The organism is Marinomonas sp. ef1 (assembly GCF_002806845.1).
GTDB classification, from domain to species: Bacteria; Pseudomonadota; Gammaproteobacteria; order Pseudomonadales; family Marinomonadaceae; genus Marinomonas; species Marinomonas polaris.
Map to the genome: position 1 here is coordinate 65,405 of NZ_NHTT01000008.1, position 19,900 is coordinate 85,304.

Below are 19,900 nucleotides of genomic sequence, written 5' to 3' on the forward strand. Positions count from 1 at the left end.
GGACTAAGGCCCAGCAGATCTCAGGAAAACCAAGGTTTGTCTGAATGATTAACGTGGTAGAGATTTGATCTCATTATCCCAACGTTGTAGCAAATGTTGGCGTGTGTCCGCAGCCCCGTATTTTGCAAAGTCGTAATCGATCAGTTTTAGCGTATCGAAGTCAGGCGCGCCCGGTGGCGTTGTCGCTGACTTATTGGATGGTACTTGGTAAGCATTGGCTTTTTCAGCCATGGTTTGAATATCTGGGCGTAAGGCAAACTCTGCCCAAATTTTCGCTTCTTTCAGATGACGAGCACCTTTGACGATACTCATTGAGCCCACTTCATAGCCAGTGCCTTCACAAGGCGCGACGGCTTTAACTGGGTAGCCTTTTTTCACTTGTTTTACTATGTCGTGAATAAAAGTAATGCCGATAGCTGTTTCACCATTGGAAGCGGCTTTAATCGGTGCCGAACCAGATTTTGTATATTGATTGATGTTTTTATGTAGTTGAGCAAGGAAATCGAAAGCTTGGTCTTCCCCCATCATTTGTACAAACGTCGCTAAAGCTGTGTACGAAGTTCCAGATGAGTTCGGGTTGGCAATTTGTACTTCCCCTTTATAAATCGGCTTGGCTAGATCTTTCCAGCATTGTGGTGCGGGCAGTCCTTTGGATTTTAGAATGTCTTCATTGTAGCCAAAACCTAGTGCACCAGCGTAAACCCCGACAGTGCGGTAGCCCGATACTTTCGCTTGATTTTGTGCCCAATCTCGTAGGTTGGGAAGGGCTTTTGGTTTGTAAACCTGAGTGAGTTTTTCCGCTGCGGCTTGTAGATGAGGGTCGCCAGTACCGCCCCACCAAATATCAATTTTTGGATTTTGAGCTTCAGCACGCAGCTGTGCGTAAGCTTCACCAGAACTCTTACGAATAAGAGAGACATCAATACCTGTTTCTGCTTCAAAGCTTGTTTCCATCAAGCTACACCAATCGGTATCTGTGGAGCAAAGAACATTTAGCTTACCTTTGGCCATAGCGGGTGCGGCGCAAAATGTCGCCGCTGTCGCGAAAGCAAGGCTAAGGATATATGGAGAGTTTTTCATTTTTATATTGCCTCCTGATGTTTTAAATAGTTGTGCATACGTATGAACAACAAAATAAGCATACTAGGCAAATCTTGATAACGAAAGGTAAATTTCAAAAATAATTTAATGTGAAATAAAAATTCTATCGAGGTCAATAGGTAACGTATTTCGTTCGGTATAAATAGTATGTTTTGGTTTCGACGTTAGTCCGTTATGGGCTTGGCTAAAGTAGAGCGATAGATTAGTTCCGCGGGAATAGCTTGCTTACTGGGTGCTGAAGTAGGGGATTTCAATCTGTTTAATAAAGTTTGCACCGCCGCTTTTGCTATCTCGGTTGAAGGTTGTTTCACAGTGGTTAAGTCATAGGCTTTAAATCGGGCTAAGGCAATGTCATCACAGCCAATGACACCGATAGACTGCATTTCTTTGGCGGTTATGAGTTGTTTGGCTGCATCTAGAAAGCCACATGCAATATGATCCATGCAGAAAAATACGCCATCTGGTTTATGTTGTGAAGTTAAGATTTTACCTGCAATTTGATAGCCGCTATCGTAGTTTCCGGTTTTACAGAGCACTTCTGTGACTTGAATTTCGTCGTTATTTATATGGGATGCTAAATAATTTAAAAAGCCTTTGGCACGCATTACGCTGCTAAAGCTTGGCTTTTTTGCTCGGACTACGACAAGGTTGGTTTTGCCTGATTTTATAAACGCTTCTGCGGCTATGGCGCCGGCACCTTCATTATCTAAATTAACTATGTCTGCTTCATCGGAGTGCTCTGTCCGGTTTACCAATACCACGGGAATACCGTGTCTTATAAAGGCTTTCCCGATGTTTTCACTGGGTGTTCCTGAAGTAATAATCACACCACTTAGCTGATATTGAATCAGTCCATGTAATTCCTCGTCTATGGTTTGTTGATTGGACACATCCATAACCATGGGACGAAGTCCGCAGTTTTGCACTTCAACGATCAGTTTATGAAGAAACTCAGCGCGAAAAGGGTCTTCCAAGCCAGCTGTGACAAGACCAACGAGATCGCTACGCTTCTTTATCATGGTTTGCGCGGCCTTGTTGATCTGATAACCAAGCTGCTCAGCGGCGGCAAAAACACGCTGACGAGTAGCCTCCGAAATTCGACTATCAGGGTCGAAACTACGCGATACAGTAGATTGGGAAACGCCCGCCAAAACGGCGACATCAGCAGAAGTGGCATTGCGTTTAGTCATGTGTTTTCTTGAATCCATTTCGTAAAAGAAAGCTTGAGCTGTTTTGCGGCGATTTGTTATACCTTTGATACGCATGATAATTCGTACGCCTATTTATCAGCTATCAGGTTAAAACATTTAGGACAAAAAAGGCTATTTTTAAATCCATTATAAAAAATTGTTTAAAGTGCTTGCGGCTTGAAAACGGCTTTCTAGTGCTCCAGCAATAATTGTTACAAATAGATACAATTCTTTTCACTTCATATTAGATATGACCTTCTACTTTTTAATTAGGACGTCTCGTCATTAATATGAGGTAAAGGATATGCTCACCTTCGCTAAAAAATTATATTTAGGTTTTTCAGTCGTTATTATTCTATTGGCCTTGGTCGGGTCCACGGCCTATTTTGCGTTAACCAATGCATCACATGGTTTTGAAGAATACCGTTCCTTGGCAAGAGCTACCAACGCTGTTGGTAGAGTTCAAGCCAATATGCTAATGGCAAGGATGAAAGAAAAAGATTTTATTTTAACTGGAAATATAAAAGATAAAGAAGCGTTCGATATTTATTGGGAACATACACTGCAATTTATGGCTGAAGCGAAACTTGATGTTGATAACGCTGAAGATGTCGATGTTCTGAAAGGATTGGATGTGACTTTAAGCTCTTATATTACTGGGGTTGAAAAAGTTGTTGATTTTAAAAAGCAAAGAAATGAATTGGTTGATAACGTTTTAAATATTAATGGACCTGCGATTGAAAAAGACCTTACTAAAATACTGATGTCTGCAAAAGACGATGGTGATGTTTCGGCTGCCTATAATGCGTCGCTGTCGACGAGAAGTTTGCTACTAGCGCGTTTATATGTGCTGAAGTTTTTGGAATCTAATACGCAATCCTCAGTTGATAGAGTTGAGAAAGAATTTGCAGACCTAGACTCCCAATTAAAAGTCTTAAGCAATGAGTTACAAAACCCTGATCGTAAAGCGTTATTGGACAGTGTTGTTAAAGATGTCGCGACATATAAAGCGGCGTTTAACAATGTGGTTGCGGTGATATCAGATCGAAATGCCGTTATTAATGATACTTTAAACCCTGTTGGCTCTAAGGTTACTAAGCTGACTGAAGATCTCAAGTTATCTATCAAGAATGAGCAGGACTTGCTTGGGCCTGAGTTGGTGACAAGCAATACGACGGCGGTTTATGTAATTGAAGCGTTGGTGGTGATTGCTATTCTGTTGGGCGGTGGCGTGGCGTGGTTGATTACCCGTGCGACGACCACTCAATTAGGTGGTGATCCTGCGTTGGTTACAAATGTAGTTCGCAGTGTGGCAGATGGTGATTTAGAAGTTCAGTTACCAAATAATAATGAGCAAGAAGCGAGTTTATACGCTGCTATCCGAACTATGGTGAAGAGCTTAAAAGCTAAGGCCGTTTTAGCGCAAAAAATAGCCGATGGAGATTTGACCGCAACTGTGGTGTTGGCCTCAGAAAAAGACAGCCTTGGACAAGCCTTACAAGACATGGTGAAAAACCTAAATGCTATTCTAATGGATATTCAAAATGCTGGAGATCAAATTGCCGCTGGCAGTTCGCAAGTATCGATTTTCAGTCATTCTCTTGCAGAAGGCGCGACTCAGCAGAAGGATAATTTGCAGACTATTTCTGCTGCATTAGAACAGTTATCAGTACAAACCAGTGAGAATGCTGAGAATGCTCGAGAAGCTAACTTGTTAGCCGAGACAGCTCAAAGAGCAGTGGTTGAAGGGCAGGCTCATATGCAAGAAATGGTTATAGCAATGAATGAAATTAAAGACGCTGGAGAAAGTATTGCAGGCTTTATTAAGACCATTGATGAAATCGCCGAGCAAACTAACTTATTGGCACTGAATGCGGCGATTGAAGCCGCTAGGGCTGGGGAGCAGGGACGAGGCTTTGCTGTGGTTGCCGATGAAGTACGTGGCTTAGCATCTAGAAGTACAGGTGCAGCGGCTGAAACGGCGAAGTTAATACAGCTATCATCGTCCAAGACTGCAAATGGTGTTTCTATTGCTGAAAATACCAATAAGTCTCTACAAGCCGTATTTGATGGCATCAATGAAACATCGGCTATTGTTGCGAAAATTGCATCTGCTAGCCATGAACAAGCTTTGGCAGTGAGTGAAGTTACGCAAGCAATGGTTTCTGTCGGTGACGTTGTTGAATTAAATGCAGCTGGTTCTGTTGAAGGCGCTGCGGCAGCGGAAGAACTGAGTAGTCAGGGTGCTGCGATGAAGCAAACTATGGCGCGTTTTACACTAGCAAGCTGATCATTATTTAGATTTTTTGTTACTCGAACACCACTAAAATCGTAGGTTTTAGTGGTGTTCTTCATGTTATATAAGCTAGATTCTAATCTGTTTGTGCGGAATGAGTTGGAGGAGAATATATGTTAGAACTAAGGCCTAATTGTGAGTGTTGTGATAAAGATTTACCACCATCAGCCGAAGATGCCATGATTTGTAGTTTTGAATGTACCTTTTGCCTCGATTGTGTCGATACTAAGCTTCCTAATGGGCGCTGCCCAAACTGTGGTGGTAATTTTGCACCAAGGCCAATTCGCCCAGCTAATAAATTGGCAAATAATCCCCCCTCAACGAAACGAGTGATATCGGGCTGCAAAGCCAGATAATCTCGGTTTAATATTGAAGACATTATATTATTTGTGTGTTCTAGTCGTTTAGATCAGCGAAGTATTGTTGATAACTATTTACGATAAGTTTTTGCTTAAATCAGTCTTGGTGTTACTTTATGTAAACGGGCTTAGTGCTATCCGTTGAGCATTTAATCCGCAATACAAAAATAATAAAAAGGAGAAGGGCTGTGAAAACGAAAAACCACTTAATGCTTGTCCTCAGTTTATTTTTTTCGCCTGCGATGTTTGCGGCGAATCCTTCAATTAATGAACTTAACTCTTGTTTAGCTCTGGTAGATTTTGTCGACACTACATTAGACAATTTTTCCGATCACTATACCTTGGATGATATGGCAATCGTTCATAGTGGCTTATCTGCTTATAAAAATTACCTTAAAAATGATGTTATTACGCCAAAACTATTAAGCATGTATGGTGGTAACGAGATGCAAGCCAAGTTGATGCAAAAGCTGTTTGATCGCCAAAGAGCAACTTTTTTTAAACATCTTAGTGAGCGTTATTCAGAGAAAAAATTGTTTACAGAATACGCGGCAGCCATCAATGATTGTTCGGCAAATACTCGTATTAGACCTGAAGTCGCAAAGCCATTAAATACTGCTCTTGATAAGATGATCATAATGGCAAGGCAGATTCAGTAGCCAATGGTTCTGTTGTAAAAAAAAGTTCAAGCAATAAAAAAACAGCCATGACATTTTTTGTGTTATGACTGTTTTTGATTATTAAGTTTGGCGTTTTCTGCCTAGTTATTATTTACCGTAGCATCGAGTTAACTCAGAGAATTGATAAAAATAACTTCCAGTAGAAATTGGCTTACAGCTGTCTTTAAAGGCAATTTCTTTTTCGTTATAGAGCATTTTCACCAATAAGCTGCCAGCTTGATTACGGTAAACATCCCACTGAATATTCGCACTGTATGGCGATACCCAGCCACCATGCCAAGGGCTAGTTTGCAAGGTATAGCCAGTGTCACGAGACACTCCAGTATCGCTGCCTTTTAATTGCATTTGTGCGGCAAATGGAATGATGGTTTCAGCATGGGCAAAGCGTATTTTTGCTGCTTTGGTATTTGTGCCGTCTTGTACGCCCTTGATCTCATTGAAAAAATCATCTTCTAGCACGGACGCCATTTTATAGGTGATATTGGTATCAGCGAAGCTAGGACCTTTTTCGTAATAATCTTCACCATCCAAAACATAAGACAGCCACTGAGATTCTTTTGGGGTGACGAACAGGGTGAAGTTCCATGGCTGTGTGCTGGCTTCATCCGCTAAGCCTGGAGCAATTAAGTAAAGGTTAAACAGTTGGATGGCTGCTTCTACATCGTTGTAAACAGTTGGTTTTTTCTTACCAACTTTGACGAAAGACAGTTTGCCTTCTGCAAGTTGATCGACAAAGGCTGGTGAATAAACGCGCTCTAGCATTTCTCGTGCGACTTGATGGGTTTTAGGTTGGTCAAACAAATGGTCGATGGCTTCACGTAGTTGTCTGTTCTCATCGACGTAGTCTTGATAATCTTTGTTGTTGTCTTGCTTGTGGAAGTATAACTGAACTTTATTTTTCACCGGCTTGTTTATCAATGGTGCTAAAGCTGGATTGACGTTTTCTAAGCCTTGAACGAATGCTAGACCACTGTCTCTTGCGCGATCTTGTCCTGAATATTCAAAAGCGATTTGTTGCTGGTTTTGCACTGCTTGGTTTAACAAACTGGCGTTGCGTTGTGCCATGCGTTCACCTATTTGAGTTTGCTCTTGATTGCCCAATTTAGATAAGTTGCCGTAGCCCATTTTGACGTTGGCTGCCATTAAACGCTCGATTTCAGCACCCAAGCGTTCGCCAAGAGGAGTCAGTGCGTCTTGTTCTTTGGCGGCTTGCCAGATTTTTAAACTGATGTCGTCATATTTCGGGCTAGAAAGTGCACGAGAACCGTGACGAGCGACTAACTCCGTGTAAACCAGTGTGTAGCTTACTGGAACTGTACTGTAGTTTTCTACACTGTCTTGCGGAACATAAACGGATTTTGTTCCATAAACATAAGTATCAGAAGGATTATTTGATGTTGTGCCAACAGAACTGCAGCCAGCTAATGCCAACATGCCGATTACAGGAAGAAATGCTCTAGTATTCAAAGGAGTGCCCTTAATAGGATAGTTGAACTGTGCTGTCAGTTTATCTGTATTTTGTGACGCGACGATGACGCAATTCTATTCCGAGTACTTTAGCGTATTATTTTATGAAGGTAAGATCTTTACTCAGTAGTAGTGCAAAGATCTCAAGGTATGACGGTGTAAGTACACCTTGGCATGATCAAAGGCGTTGTTAAAAACCGCTTGGTTGATCAATTAACATAGCGGTTGATAAAAAATGTTGTTCATTTAGATAACTGAGCAGTTCGGTATTCACATCTTGTTGGATAGTTGGCAGTCCTTGGTTGCCAAAAATACGGTTTATCTCAATCACATAGGGCACAGATCCAACCATAGCGATATCGAACCCTGCGTGGTTGATGTCTAGAGATTGAGCCAAATAAGTCACTAGGTCTTGAGCTTCTTTTGGAATCAATGCAACTTCCACCTGTCCGCCTTGGCTGATGTTATTGTGAAAACCATTGTCTGATTGTAGTCGCCAATAACCACTAACGATTTTGTTTCCGACCCAAATAACACGCATGTCTCTGTCTATTGGCAAGTACTCTTGCACATACAAAACATCAGTTTTAGCAACATAATCTCGCCACTGACCAATGGTTTCTATTAAAAATACACCATTGCCCATGCTGCTGCGTGGAATTTTAGCCACAAAAGGTGATGGCATTTCGTCCCAGATTTTCTCCGCTTCATAAGGTGTATTAGCAGAAATAACCGTATAAGGATGTTGTTGTGGTGCAACAGTACGAAATGTTCGTGTCATTTCAACTTTGTCGTGACCAATCATGTATGACGCAAGGCTTGGGAAAATACGTTTTTTCAGTCCGTAAACCAAAGCAGTAAGTTGCCAATATTGTGGAAATAGCAGCCAATCAGCTTCTTTGATTTCCTCCAAATGTTCGTACATCGACTCAGGTTTAATGTATTTAACCTGGGGTAAGTGGAGGGTTCTTAGCGCGTCAAACGAGATGATCTTCATTATGTATAATCAGTAGCCAAACATGCCGCGATTGTGAGGCTTGGAGGCTAAAAAAGAAACAAAAAATGCCATGATTTTAAATAACTTATGGTGCTAGATAATTCATTTTTTTGATCATTTTTGTTCTAAAAAAATTAATGTTCACGAGGCGCGTATTTTAAGAAAACACCAAGGGAAATCAGTAAGAAGCCCGAACTAGCGACAATTGCCACTGGATAATACAAATTACCCGCCATATCGAGTTGGCTGTATTTGATCACCATAATCAGACCTTCTAATGCCATCGCAACACAAACCGTGCCGATAAAACGCGGTAATGTGCGTCTCAGTAACACAATAACGTCATGTTCATTATCACTGCCGTATTCTTTGTTGATGACCATCGCCAGTTCAAATACCGCAATGGCGATGATGTTGGAATTGATAATTTTGATGATGACTTGAGTAAGGCTCTCACCGTGACGATACTCGTTTATAGCGCCGCCAAAGCTGGCAATGACTACAAAACCGGCAAGTGTGAAAAAAATAGCCGCAAAGGTTTTGGCAAAGGTCTTTTGGACATTAACATGCATAGTAAGAACCCAACTTATTTAAAGATGATCTTAACAATAGGGTTTTGTGAGTGAATAAATAGGTCGATCAATGCGTTACCGCGAAGCTTCCTTGTTGATGACGGGGAATCGTCAATCTTTACGGATTGTTCTGACGTATCTGAGTTGGCATGACTCACTATGAGTCATGCCTTGGGAGTAGAGTTATATCTCGCCATTACTATCAATAAGCTTCGCCACTTTGGTTTTACGAAGACGGCGAATAGAATCCACGATTAGCATAGCAAGAGCAGACCAAATCAGTACAAAAGTGGTGAGTTTTTCTGGGCTGAGCGGCTCGTCGTACAAAAATACCGCTAAGATAAACATTCCCGTGGGACCTATGTATTGGAAGAACCCAAGTGTTACTAGGCTCACTCTGTTAGCTGCTGCCGCGAAGCACATGAGTGGAACCATAGTTATTGGTCCAGAAGCTAATAGTAACCAATTTACAGTGCTGCTGTTGTCAAACATATTGGTGCTTGGTGAGTCGCTGAGTATTAAATAGGCGAGAGCAAAAGGTAATAAAATCGCGGTTTCAATCGCCATACCCGTAAAGCTATCGACGGCGACTTTTTTACGTACCAAACCATAAAAGCCAAAAGTAATGGCCAGAGCCAAAGCGATCCAAGGCAATGAACCAAATTGAATGACCTCAAAAGCAACTGCGCAAAAACATAAAACAACGGCCGCTTTTCGTACCCTATCTAGTTTATCTTTAAAGAAAATCACGCCTAATAAAATACTAATAAGCGGGTTAATGTAATAACCCAAGCTGGCACTTAGTATCTTGTTGTTTTGTATAGCCCAAATAAAGATACCCCAGTTAAAGCCAATAAGTACTGTTGAAATCAGCATGGCTGATAAGGTTTTAGGCGAGCGCAGCACAGTTTTTAGCGCGCTGGTATAACGTAGCAGAATGATTAATACCAAAACGATCAGGCATGACCAAATAATACGGTGAGCGAGGATTTCCTGAGCCGGGATAAATGACATTTCCTTAAAATAGATTGGTGCAATGGCCCATAAGGTAAATGCTGTTAACGCGTATAAAATGCCGCTTTTAGAGGAAGTTTGCATTGAAGTGATCCCGTTCAATGAATTATTTTTGGATAGAGAGTGTATATGAATGCGAGACAAGTGGTCACATTTTTTATTGCATTAGAAATAGATTATTTCATTAGCATACATCTTGAGCTTATTGCCTAAGTAGGGTGATAGGTTTAAAGTTAGACAGTAAATTTTTACATTAATCGAACTTCGGGGCGGGGCGAAATTCCCCACCGGCGGTGATTTGATAAGATTGAAAAGTCTATCAACAGCCCGCGAGCGCCTTGTTTCTTAACTTAAGACATGTCTTTTAAGTAGCAAGGGTCAGCAGATCTGGTGAGACTCCAGAGCCGACGGTCATAGTCCGGATGATAGAAGATCGACCAAGTCTTAGTTACGCCTAATTTCTTTAGGCGTTTCTGTGCTGTGCTTTTTTATGTGCAGCGCTTGGTACTATTCGTTCTCATCACCCCTGTACATCTTATTATTTGGAGAAACCAAAAGATGGCAGGAACATTCTTTATCATGATCGCGTGCTTCACGTGGGCGCTTGATACCTTAATTCGTTACCCCTTGCTGGGTGCGGGTTATTCCACTCTGCAAATTGTCCTAATCGAACACCTTACCTTAGTGCTGTTTGTCGCACCTATGTTGTGGCGCTATCGCCATGTTTATCGTCATATGTCGATAGGCGGCTTTTCGTGTTTGTTTTTTATTGGCGGCATTGGCTCTGCAATGGGAACTTTGGCGTTTACCGAAGCTTTCCATTACCTGAATCCAACTGTGGTGATCTTGCTGCAAAAACTGCAGCCAATCGTGGCGATTTTGCTGGCGTATTGGTTGCTAAAAGAACGCATTGAAGGGCATTTCGTTCAGTGGGCAGCGGTTATATTATTGGGCAGCTTCGTGATGATGTGGCCGGATTTACGTCAACTGGGTGACGCACAATGGCATTATTCAAGCGACACCACGAGCATTCTAAAAGGTTATGGTTATACCTTGATTGCGGTCATCGCATGGGGCGCGGCAACGGTTTGTGGCAAATACTTGTCTTATCAACACATGCCCGCGAACGCGATCATGTCAGGCCGTTTTGTGGCAGGTTTATTGGTGTTATTACCTATGGCGCTAGCGCAGTCTGATACTCTAGTCGCAATGAAGTCGATTGACCTTGGCCTAGCTATTGCGATGGCCCTGCTGAGCGGTTTTATCGGCATGTGGTTCTATTACCAAGGACTTAAAACCGTGCCGGCGCAACTCGCTACCTTGGCTGAGTTGTCTTTCCCTGTCTTCGCCGCCGCCATCAACTGGCTATTCCTTGATATGGGCCTAACGGCTTATCAAATCATCGGCGGTATGATGTTAATTTTAGGTAATATTGGCTTGCGGATGAAAGAGTTAAGAAAGGCGGAATTAACGCCAGTGGCTCAGTAGTTTTTCTAACTTCCTTTTAAATGGTCAGGTAGATTATCTGCCTGACCATTTATGACTTACTGTTATTTTCTACTAGGTATTAAATTTTAGATAGGCTGATAGGATGCTGGTAAGGGTTGCCTTGGCTATCGATGACAGATTCGTCTTTACCGCCGACATAGCCTTTTAAGCTTTTCAATGTTCCTTCAATACGTAGGACATCTTTTTTTCTAAAGGCGTCAAGATTTGGTGATGCTAATACCTCAGCATCAATAGTGCAGTTCTGCCCACTACATTTCACTTCACCTGAGACTGGTAGGTACATATCAGCTATTTCTAACCAACCATGTCGAATTTTTCCATCGTCGCCAATAATCATCCTAAAAGCTGAAGCTCCTTTCATGCCGGAGACTTGAACATAACCTTTAAATTTATAAAAGTCCCAAGCTAAAGTGTCTTCCTCAACGGCCAATTGGGCCCCATATTGCTCAACATAAGCTCCTGATAACAGAAGAAATTGGCTCCAGAAATCACGGATATTTTCATTAATCGTAGTTTCGTTATTCGTGTAATTAATGCCGTAAATCTGAAAACTAGAATAATTTAAAAACATTGGATAGCGTTTAGCTACAGACTTTGCTGTATCTAATGGGTTAAATGATTCAAGTTTAAAAAGATCACTATTTTCTATCATGTCAGAGAAAATAATTACTCTGCTAAATACATCATTCACATCCAAACGTTTTGAATCATAATAGATTGCTTCAATTAGCTTCTTGCGTGGAAATGAAGAGGCTGAAAAGGATGGTGCTGTTTCATGCCGAGTTTTTTGTAAGGGATAGCTTAAGGCTTTAACTATTTGTTTATTAAAGAATTTTTGATCGTTGGATAGGTTGTCAGCTACTCCGCCTGTAAATAAACTTCCAAATCCTTCATTTTCTTTTAATTTTTTCAACCGTTCTGGCGTGAAAGATGGGTAGCATGTTTCCCATATTAGTTCGACAGTAGATCCTCCATTGTTAATATTTACAAACTGGATTTTTTCGCCTGGACGATACTTTACTTTATTAAGAATGTCTTTGTACCAATTTGGATCCTTAGAGGCAATAATATTTTGGTCTAAATAGATAACCGTCTGTCTATCTCCTGGGTTAATTTCACAATATTTATCTAAGTTTGTCGTTCTTAAAAGGCCGTCCGCCATTACTATAGAGGGTAATATTATCAACACGGAAATTAATAATTTATTGAACATATTAAATCACCTCCAAAGAGAGTGTATGACGAACGAAATTGCTATCTACAGAAATTGACTTGGATTTAAACTCGTCAATAGATAATGCATCAGGACCGATTTTTACATCAAACATTAATCTAGTGTTAAATTCAGTAATTAACATTGAGTGATGCTTTTCTAGCATATTATTTATCGAGGTTGAGGCCTGTTTTATAAGGCTTGCCTCTTTTGCAGCTAATCGATCAAGCAAATTGGATATGTCTTTTATATCTTTTTGATGGCTAGTAAGAGAGTTTGTTATCTTTTTAAGTTGTTCTTCAAAATCTTCTCCTATCCTCTCAATTTCTTCTTGTAAACCTTTGTCTGCTTTATAAAATTTAACCTTTGCTTGCTCATAATGCTTAAAGGCCTCCTGATAATCTGGTCGAGGGTCATGAGTAAAATATGAAATAGCAACACCAACAATCCACACTAGTATATTTAATAAAGCAAATTGTATTAAAACACCTGTAATTGATTCTGTTTGGTCATCTATTCCTGCTAAGCTGATACCACCAGAATCAATAACGTTGGCTGCCAATATGTCATATCTATTATAGGTTACTATTATAAGAGCAATAATTAATAGTAAAGAAAAGAAAGATTGCTTTATTATAATTTGTCGTTTTTCTTCTTTTTTTCTATGCTTGGCAAAAAGAGATAGTCGCTGTTTTAATAATCCACCATGAAAATGAGATGCTAAGGCAATTGAAAGTGCAATCAATACTGTTGCACCAAAAGCTATACCTGGAGGATACTTTGTGCTGAAAGTGGAATAATTTACGAACCACTCAATAAAGCCAATAAGGGCAATTCCTATTATGTATAGCCAGATTCGGCTCCTAACAGGAGGCTTTCCACCTAGCTCTGCGCGCATATCTTCATAGCGTCTTTTAGTACCGTCAAAGTTGGCTTTTAAATCAGCGTAGTTATTGTTGCGCATATACGAGTCTTTCGCTTTTGACTTCGTATCTTCCATTTCTTCAGTTAGTTTTCGTTTTTTTATATCTAGTTCTGAGTTCGACTGTTTGGCAATGATACCCTTAGCCTTAAGTACTATATCATTACGCTGATTTGCCCAGCGCCCGAGTTTATCTTTAATACTACCAATGGCAGCCTCTTCTATTCTGTGTGTACGATAATATTTATCGGTATGTAGTACTTTTGATGCACTGACTTCACTTATGTCTTCATCTACAAGGTGTGAAATATGAGACTTATCATGATGTCTCGTTGCTTCATCAACAGGAGACTCATTAATAAGCTTCTCTATTGATAGCTTTAATTCTTCCATAAAAACCTCAGTCTTTGATTATATATTTTTTAGGGATGTGAAAGCCCGCTCGTTTTTGTACTGTTAGCCTAAGAACAGGTCTCATATCTATTTTAATTAGAAAGTCTTTCCGTAATTCACCCATTTTAATTAGGTTTCGTTTATCATTTAAATTTAATGATTTAGTATCAAAAAATTCTGGGTTTTTTCTGAGTGATTCATCAAGTTGAATTAAATTATTTAGTTCAGGAGAGTAGGTTACAAACGAATGTGAATTTTTGATATTCATTTCTGTATTGGTACCTGCTTTTCGAACATCAAATATATTGAGTATTTTTCTTTGACAGCTTTCATTAATTGGACATTTTAGCTGTTGAAGGTAGGATTGAATGAGTGTTCGACTATCTGCAGAGATTACTTCTACTCTGCGGTTAAGTTGTTTTCCTTCCTTTGTACTATTCGATGCTCTAGGCAAGTATTCACCAGCCGGAACAATGCTCAATTTTGACGCACCAACTTCATTATCAATTAGAATAGAGGCGACTGAACGTGCGCGTCTTGCACTCAATCCATAGTTGTATGTTGCACTTCCATCTGTATCTGTGTGGCCGATAATATAAAGATACTTTCCGAAAGCTTCAGAGCCATATAATTTAGAAAAGCTATCCAATAAAATTTGGTCTGAATTCCTGACGCTGCTTTTGCTATAGTCGAACATTAAGGCATTTGAAAAATCAGCCACATAAATTGAGTTGTTCTTACCAAAATGATACCTAACAAATTCAATTTTTTTGTCTATAAAAGATACTGTTTTATTAATAACTTCAGAGTCTAATTGATCTTTAGCAATAGCTGAACTTTGTGAGATTGCAAAATTCACAGCTGTGCTACCAGATTCTTTTTTATAGAATCCTAATTCTTCAGAAGGCTCATCTTGCCTTGGAAGTAGGATTTCTGCTTGCTGGGTAGAGGGATTTTCTTCAATAGGTTCTATAGACTTAGGAGTTGTAGAGGGGGTGGAAGCACATGCAGACAGTAAAGTAGTTAATATGCTAAAATATATATATTTTTTCAAGCGATTATCCATATCTCGATAACGCCATATCGGGCGTTCCCTACTAAATTATAAGTGTCAAGATATCGTAAGTTTCATGCAATAACAATAGCACAACCTTAAAACTACCACATTCTTTTTCTGGCACAACACCTTTCTCGAACTTTTTATAATAGGCTATATTAATTTAAATTTATCTTTCTAAAATGAGTATCTTTGAGTTTCTTACGGAGAATTCCCCTGCTGCTTCTTGGTTAGCTTGCCTTGCTATATCGACAGCTTTAGGCAGTATCAAAAAGTAGGTGTAGGCATATTGATTGATCTTTTCACCACGGAACATATTGGTATTAAGTTGAAACGCTTGTAGATCAATGCTTAATACGAGGCTGCGTCTATCGGCCGATTTTCCAAAAAATGTACCGAGTTCATGCACACTACCAAAAGCGGATTTAAGGCTTTTTTCATCGGTACTTTTTAAGTAGGCGTAATAACTGACTCCGCTATTTTGATCATCAATAACCGCTTCTATCCGGTTTGCAGTGAATTGCCCGGAGATGAATGGCATGGCTTCTTTATGGTTCGAGGAGCCATTTTGGCAGCCTGTTGATTCAGGTAAGTCGTGTCTGAACCTATATTCTGCACAACCAAATTGTTTAACTACATTACTGATAGCTTGAGAGAAGGCTCTTGATGCTAATTTTTCCTGAAAGTACAAATCACCATATGCTGATTTCGGAAAGAGATATTGCTTCATTCCTTTTATGCTGCCCGTATACTCAAGTGGAATCGTACTGGCTTTCTCTATTGCTCTGGATACATTGCTAGGCTTTGCAGAAACAGACTCCCCCGATGGCCATAAAATGGCATCGGAGAATCTTGGGTAGTTTCCGAGATGATATTCATTTGTGTTACCTGAATTTGTAAATATAAGGGGAAAAAATACCAATATTATTTTAATTTCTTTCATTTTTTAAATTATTAAAATTAAAAATAAGGAAAAATATAATTATAAAATCTAATAGAATAGATGAAGCAATATTTATAATTACTTCGTTATTTATATAACTATGGAAGAATTGATTTAATAATATGATACCACTTATTATAGCTATTGTTTTAGTTGATATTGCTATAGTTGTTATTAATAGCATTTCGTTTTTAAATGCCTTATTTATTTTTCCTGGGAGTATCGTAAAGTAAAATATTGTTATGGTCAATGAATCTATAATGGATGAAATTACATTGTGCGAATACAATATAGTGTCAAATGTTATTCTAGACGAAAATAAGAAGGCTATTTTATTTTTTATTTCAATGCCTTCTAGTAATATTAAGAATATGCATGCCAAAAATAAAAAAATATAATTTTTATTTTTTAAAAGAGAAATAAATAAAAATGATAATGCGATAGGTCTAATGTAGTCGTCATTCCAAGAAAAAAAATAATAAATTTTCGATGATGTTTCATACATAGTGAAAGCTATTAAAAACAATAATACTACACATATTTTCAAATAATTTTTCAATTCGTTTTCCTTCTATGGTTTGAAATCATCGGGTTAATTTTCTATTGATTGTTTTTTAACTCAGATTGACAGTACCTACATAAAGTTGCTTCTGATTTTACAAGTTCTGCACAGCTTGGGCATTTCCTCATACCGCCATTTTCTATCGCTTTAGATTCAACTATCTCATTATTTTTGGGGACTACCAGCGCAATGATTAGTCCAACTATGGGAGAAAGAATTAACGCTAAAAAGAAAAATAAAAATCCTGATCTACCTTTTGAACTGGCGAGAAGGCCGACTAAAACTGCAAATACAAACCACAGAATAACTACAAACATAATGATCTCTCTAATTTTGTATGTTAGGTAGGCTTCAATATATAAAAATATTCGAAGCCTACTTTGGGATGGGGCTATTAAAGTAGCATTTCAGACAAACTGTAGGCTGTTTTGTCTTGTACAGCTGGAATTGCTTCTTCAATTTTGAGGTTCATCTGATTGGCAGTGGTGACGATACGTGTTTCGTAAGTGATCCATTTATAGTTTTCGCCACGTTCAACCGAGCTCTTGGCTACGGTCAAGTTAGCTGCGTTTTGACTGCTCATACCTTTTGCGCTGATACTCTTTTTCGAATTTTCGATGGAATCACCTTCCAAAGGTCTTTCTCGCAGTTCAACATCCATTACAAAAGTGTAATAAACATCTTCAACAAAGGCGTCAGCTAAAAAGCCACCTACCGCTGTCAGTGCACCAGCTTTTAGAGCGTCAGAGTTTGATCCACCTGTAATAGCCGTAAGTCCTCCACCAATAAGTGCGCCTTCGGCTGCACCTTTGTAGCCGCTAGAAAGAGACCTGCTTACTTCGTCTGCTGTCATTTTGCTGGCTGAAAGAATGGTTGCATTTAGCATTAGATTTGCTTTTGTAGGATCTTCGGTGACAGTGAAGCCTTCTGATGTAAGATGCTCAACGATTTTCTTTTGCATATCTTGGCGCATTTTGTTGCCGCTTACGTCTCTTACTCTTGCATAGACTATGCGTTTTGAAGGTGCTACTGGTTCTAATACAATTGAATGACTAAGACGTGATTCAACCGCAAGGTCTTGTTTTTTTGCCATGGTATTTACTGCAGAGCAACCAACAAGGGTATATAAGATGGCAAAAATTATGCCTGTTTTAAAAAATGTATTCATAACAAAATATTCCTTCTCATTCATGAATTTGGTATAAATCATATGTTTGCGCAAAAAAAACCATCTTAACTGATTGGTAGTTATGAGTTTTTTCACTATGTGTATCGCTGGTACTCAACGATAATTTTTCAGATAGTGGATATTTTTCCTTATTCTGGCAATGTAGGAAATTACTCTTTCTTTACATTTTTTTGCACATTTTAGGTGATGAGGAGGGGAGTGTTGATAAAAGTAAGCCACTTTAGGGATATAAGTCATTCTATTTCCAAAAGATAAGTAACTGCTGAAGTCTGTCATGTTGAAGATGGATCTATATCCGAAGGCGTATGAAGACATTGATGAATCGTGCTTTTAGATCATTTTGAGAAGATAACTATGGATGTAAGTAAGGCAAATTTTGCCAGTTCTGTTAGTGATAGTTTTGAGAATTTGACCGATGAAATTAAAAAAATGGGTTTTGATGCTGTCCTTTATTCGTTTTATCCAAGACCAATGTATTTGAACTCTATGGTTCAACCTGTCTTGCATTTTTCTGAAGGTTTCTCTTCATTTGTTTCACACTATATCAAGAATGACTATGGCAATAGGGATTTTGTATTGAGGTTAGCTAGCCAAGGTCGGCGTACTCCTGTTGATTGGTGGGAAGAAATAAACCTAGGAAATGTTACGCAAGATGAAAAAAAAGTCACTGTCGATGCTAAAGAAAATTTTGGTATCTACAATGGGCTTTCTATTCCTGTTTTCTATGGGAAGTTTGCAATAGCTGGGATTTCAGTGATTACAAAGAATCCTGAAAATCAATATTTTAAAGACTTAAAAGCATCATCTATGATTGAGCTGGAGAGGTTATCTAGGTCTTATCACTATAAGGTGATGGAGTCTAAAGAAGATCTTCGTTTTTTTATCGCTCCATTATTAGAGACACTTACACAAAAAAAAATAATGGTGCTCAAACACCTGTTAAGTGGAGAAGCCTTAACAGAGATTGAGCGCCATTATCCTATAAGTCGTCGCTATGCGGAAAAACTTTTACTTAATATTAGAGAAGAGTTCGGGGGCATATCAACAAATGAACTGATGTATATGCTTGGAACTATTAATATAGATGAATATCTATAGCTGATTTTTTAACTCTAAACAGGAAACACCTCCAAGAAAAAAGTTGCTATGCGCGGAAACGATAGAGAAACCAGCCTTTCTTACTTGCTTAATTAACTCGTCCATAGTTGGGTAGTTAGCATTTTCTGCGATATCGAAATTATACGAGAGAAATTTATCTAAGTATGGGTGACCGAAAGAATCTCTTATGACTAATCGAGTTAGCCTTTCTTTGTCAAATTCACTATTTGGGGTAACTAGAAAAAAACTCCCGTTTTCAGAAAGCACGCTTTTTATATGGTTCAAGCATTTTTTTTTGTTATGCCAGCAATAATAACTAAGAGTGGAAACGATAGTGTCATATTTTCCTTCAATATTTTCTATATTGGATAGAATCAGCTTGGCTTGTTTATAGGCTAACCTTTCTTTAAGTTCTATAGCCAGTTTAATCATCCCGTTACTAACATCAATCCCAGTATAGCTAAGGGATTGAGGGTTTTCTTGAATAAAGCCCATTATTCGACCTGTTCCACAACCTAGATCTAGGATATGACCTTTTACCTTTGATGCTAACTCACTATATACTTGGTGTTGTACAGAGGTACAAACCCCTAAATGATAAGTACTGTACTGGTCCCATATTTCTTTATTAAACTTGTGATCAGTCGTTCGCTTGGCTAGTTTGTAAAATTTGTCCTGATTTGCATTTATATCCCATTCTACCAAACAGAGTGCAGCTTTTTCCTTATCCCAGCTAAATCCCATATTTTCTGAAAGTATATTGACTGCCATGATTTTTTTATGTGATGAAAAGTTGCTTTTCTTCATTACAATAAGAATGGCATCCACATCTAGAATGTGTGCTACATCAAGGACTACTTTGTAGAGCAAAGGGAGCAAGATGCTTTTATTTTCTAGAATGAGCAGACGACCTAACTCAGCAAACTTTTTTCCTTCCCCCCTCATTTTATGTACTGATTCTGGTAATAATTTTTCTTCTGGAAAACCTTCTTTGGAATCTAATAATAGGCGTATTGTTGATGTTATATTTCCTTTCGAATCTGTACTATAAAAGACATATCCATCAGAATCTAAACCATCGTTATGAAAAGCTTTAACCTCATCACTGTTGTCTTGGTAGTAGTTTTTCCTAAGATCGATAATAGCTTGAATTTCCTCTTGGTTTTGCGCCAAATGAATACCATTGGGTAACTTTCTGAGTATACTTTTCTTAATGGATTCAAAGGCATTATCTTTGGTTTTTAACATATTTATAGCGTTGATCATTTCATTCTCCGAGTTCTGAGTTTTGGAGAATGTATTTTTTTTCATAGGGTGATTTTTTACAGGCAATTGGAA

At 38.9% G+C, this 19,900-nt stretch carries 18 protein-coding genes and 1 riboswitch; of the genes, 4 read left to right on the plus strand and 14 right to left on the minus strand.

Annotated features, from left to right (window positions below):
- Positions 1-48: 48 nt before the first annotated feature.
- A complete protein-coding gene (locus CCS02_RS12710) occupies positions 49-1,080 on the minus strand; it encodes an ABC transporter substrate-binding protein (protein WP_072838601.1) in 1,032 nt (343 codons plus the stop codon).
- A gap of 185 nt (positions 1,081-1,265) precedes the next feature.
- On the minus strand, positions 1,266-2,291 hold the full coding sequence (locus CCS02_RS12715; RefSeq protein WP_232728874.1) for a LacI family DNA-binding transcriptional regulator: 1,026 nt from the start codon (positions 2,289-2,291) through the stop codon (positions 1,266-1,268).
- A 304-nt stretch (positions 2,292-2,595) separates the two neighbouring features.
- Here CCS02_RS12715 and CCS02_RS12720 point away from each other — a divergent pair, with 304 nt between their 5' ends.
- Complete coding sequence (locus tag CCS02_RS12720) at positions 2,596-4,581, plus strand: methyl-accepting chemotaxis protein (RefSeq protein WP_100636758.1); 1,986 nt, start codon at positions 2,596-2,598, stop codon at positions 4,579-4,581.
- 82 nt (positions 4,582-4,663) lie between these two features.
- Here CCS02_RS12720 and CCS02_RS22550 read toward each other — a convergent pair whose 3' ends face one another.
- Entirely contained in the window at positions 4,664-4,966 is a 303-nt protein-coding gene (locus tag CCS02_RS22550) for a hypothetical protein (RefSeq protein WP_440137617.1), read from the minus strand.
- A 168-nt stretch (positions 4,967-5,134) separates the two neighbouring features.
- On the opposite strand from CCS02_RS22550, the gene CCS02_RS12730 reads away from it, so the two are divergent.
- The gene (locus CCS02_RS12730) at positions 5,135-5,605 is read left to right on the plus strand and encodes a hypothetical protein (protein ID WP_100186304.1); all 471 of its coding nucleotides are present in this window, start codon (positions 5,135-5,137) and stop codon (positions 5,603-5,605) included.
- A gap of 108 nt (positions 5,606-5,713) precedes the next feature.
- Here CCS02_RS12730 and CCS02_RS12735 read toward each other — a convergent pair whose 3' ends face one another.
- From CCS02_RS12735 to rarD, 4 genes are all read right to left on the minus strand, one after another.
- Positions 5,714-7,093 (minus strand): histidine-type phosphatase, encoded by a 1,380-nt coding sequence (locus CCS02_RS12735; protein WP_232728875.1) that lies wholly within the window; start codon positions 7,091-7,093, stop codon positions 5,714-5,716.
- Between the two features lie 190 nt (positions 7,094-7,283).
- Positions 7,284-8,090: an ATP-grasp domain-containing protein gene (locus tag CCS02_RS12740; protein WP_072838596.1), complete on the minus strand. Its 807-nt coding sequence runs from the start codon at positions 8,088-8,090 to the stop codon at positions 7,284-7,286.
- Between the two features lie 134 nt (positions 8,091-8,224).
- The gene (locus CCS02_RS12745) at positions 8,225-8,662 is read right to left on the minus strand and encodes a hypothetical protein (protein ID WP_084122171.1); all 438 of its coding nucleotides are present in this window, start codon (positions 8,660-8,662) and stop codon (positions 8,225-8,227) included.
- A gap of 183 nt (positions 8,663-8,845) precedes the next feature.
- Complete coding sequence (gene rarD, locus CCS02_RS12750; protein ID WP_100186306.1) at positions 8,846-9,760, minus strand: EamA family transporter RarD; 915 nt, start codon at positions 9,758-9,760, stop codon at positions 8,846-8,848.
- A gap of 172 nt (positions 9,761-9,932) precedes the next feature.
- Positions 9,933-10,114, plus strand: a riboswitch (FMN riboswitch).
- 120 nt (positions 10,115-10,234) lie between these two features.
- On the opposite strand from rarD, the gene CCS02_RS12755 reads away from it, so the two are divergent.
- The gene (locus tag CCS02_RS12755; protein ID WP_100186307.1) at positions 10,235-11,164 is read left to right on the plus strand and encodes a DMT family transporter; all 930 of its coding nucleotides are present in this window, start codon (positions 10,235-10,237) and stop codon (positions 11,162-11,164) included.
- Positions 11,165-11,243: 79 nt separating this feature from the next.
- On the opposite strand, the gene CCS02_RS12760 is transcribed toward CCS02_RS12755, so the two are convergent.
- From CCS02_RS12760 to CCS02_RS12790, 6 genes are all read right to left on the minus strand, one after another.
- Positions 11,244-12,398 carry a hypothetical protein gene (locus CCS02_RS12760; RefSeq protein ID WP_100636760.1) on the minus strand — a complete coding sequence of 385 codons (1,155 nt, stop codon included), beginning with the start codon at positions 12,396-12,398 and terminating at the stop codon, positions 11,244-11,246.
- 1 nt (position 12,399) lies between these two features.
- On the minus strand, positions 12,400-13,713 hold the full coding sequence (locus CCS02_RS12765) for a hypothetical protein (RefSeq protein ID WP_100636761.1): 1,314 nt from the start codon (positions 13,711-13,713) through the stop codon (positions 12,400-12,402).
- A gap of 7 nt (positions 13,714-13,720) precedes the next feature.
- Positions 13,721-14,779, minus strand: coding sequence for an OmpA family protein (locus CCS02_RS12770; protein ID WP_100636762.1), 1,059 nt, complete (start codon positions 14,777-14,779; stop codon positions 13,721-13,723).
- A 160-nt stretch (positions 14,780-14,939) separates the two neighbouring features.
- Positions 14,940-15,713 carry a hypothetical protein gene (locus tag CCS02_RS12775; protein WP_100636763.1) on the minus strand — a complete coding sequence of 258 codons (774 nt, stop codon included), beginning with the start codon at positions 15,711-15,713 and terminating at the stop codon, positions 14,940-14,942.
- A gap of 600 nt (positions 15,714-16,313) precedes the next feature.
- A complete protein-coding gene (locus CCS02_RS12785) occupies positions 16,314-16,592 on the minus strand; it encodes a zinc ribbon domain-containing protein (RefSeq protein WP_100636765.1) in 279 nt (92 codons plus the stop codon).
- A gap of 77 nt (positions 16,593-16,669) precedes the next feature.
- Positions 16,670-17,443 (minus strand): complement resistance protein TraT, encoded by a 774-nt coding sequence (locus tag CCS02_RS12790; RefSeq protein WP_157807995.1) that lies wholly within the window; start codon positions 17,441-17,443, stop codon positions 16,670-16,672.
- A gap of 375 nt (positions 17,444-17,818) precedes the next feature.
- Here CCS02_RS12790 and CCS02_RS12795 point away from each other — a divergent pair, with 375 nt between their 5' ends.
- Positions 17,819-18,562, plus strand: coding sequence for an autoinducer binding domain-containing protein (locus CCS02_RS12795; RefSeq protein ID WP_100636767.1), 744 nt, complete (start codon positions 17,819-17,821; stop codon positions 18,560-18,562).
- On the opposite strand, the gene CCS02_RS12800 is transcribed toward CCS02_RS12795, so the two are convergent.
- Positions 18,557-19,828, minus strand: a complete 1,272-nt coding sequence (locus tag CCS02_RS12800; RefSeq protein ID WP_157807996.1) for a class I SAM-dependent methyltransferase — start codon at positions 19,826-19,828, stop codon at positions 18,557-18,559. The two genes, CCS02_RS12795 and CCS02_RS12800, sit on opposite strands and share 6 nt — an antisense overlap.
- Between the last annotated feature and the right edge of the window lie 72 nt (positions 19,829-19,900).

Excerpts from the sequence above, each read along its gene's own strand:
- CCS02_RS12795 (WP_100636767.1), top strand. The coding sequence starts at position 17,819 with ATGGATGTAAGTAAGGCAAATTTTGCCAGTTCTGTTAGTGATAGTTTT.
- CCS02_RS12745 (WP_084122171.1), bottom strand. The coding sequence starts at position 8,662 with ATGCATGTTAATGTCCAAAAGACCTTTGCCAAAACCTTTGCGGCTATT.
- CCS02_RS12760 (WP_100636760.1), bottom strand. The coding sequence starts at position 12,398 with ATGTTCAATAAATTATTAATTTCCGTGTTGATAATATTACCCTCTATA.
- rarD (WP_100186306.1), bottom strand. The coding sequence starts at position 9,760 with ATGCAAACTTCCTCTAAAAGCGGCATTTTATACGCGTTAACAGCATTT.
- CCS02_RS12715 (WP_232728874.1), bottom strand. The coding sequence starts at position 2,291 with ATGACTAAACGCAATGCCACTTCTGCTGATGTCGCCGTTTTGGCGGGC.
- CCS02_RS22550 (WP_440137617.1), bottom strand. The coding sequence starts at position 4,966 with ATGTCTTCAATATTAAACCGAGATTATCTGGCTTTGCAGCCCGATATC.
- CCS02_RS12720 (WP_100636758.1), top strand. The coding sequence starts at position 2,596 with ATGCTCACCTTCGCTAAAAAATTATATTTAGGTTTTTCAGTCGTTATT.
- CCS02_RS12765 (WP_100636761.1), bottom strand. The coding sequence starts at position 13,713 with ATGGAAGAATTAAAGCTATCAATAGAGAAGCTTATTAATGAGTCTCCT.
- CCS02_RS12785 (WP_100636765.1), bottom strand. The coding sequence starts at position 16,592 with ATGTTTGTAGTTATTCTGTGGTTTGTATTTGCAGTTTTAGTCGGCCTT.
- CCS02_RS12800 (WP_157807996.1), bottom strand. The coding sequence starts at position 19,828 with ATGATCAACGCTATAAATATGTTAAAAACCAAAGATAATGCCTTTGAA.
- CCS02_RS12710 (WP_072838601.1), bottom strand. The coding sequence starts at position 1,080 with ATGAAAAACTCTCCATATATCCTTAGCCTTGCTTTCGCGACAGCGGCG.
- CCS02_RS12790 (WP_157807995.1), bottom strand. The coding sequence starts at position 17,443 with ATGAATACATTTTTTAAAACAGGCATAATTTTTGCCATCTTATATACC.
- CCS02_RS12775 (WP_100636763.1), bottom strand. The coding sequence starts at position 15,713 with ATGAAAGAAATTAAAATAATATTGGTATTTTTTCCCCTTATATTTACA.
- CCS02_RS12740 (WP_072838596.1), bottom strand. The coding sequence starts at position 8,090 with ATGAAGATCATCTCGTTTGACGCGCTAAGAACCCTCCACTTACCCCAG.
- CCS02_RS12770 (WP_100636762.1), bottom strand. The coding sequence starts at position 14,779 with ATGGATAATCGCTTGAAAAAATATATATATTTTAGCATATTAACTACT.
- CCS02_RS12755 (WP_100186307.1), top strand. The coding sequence starts at position 10,235 with ATGGCAGGAACATTCTTTATCATGATCGCGTGCTTCACGTGGGCGCTT.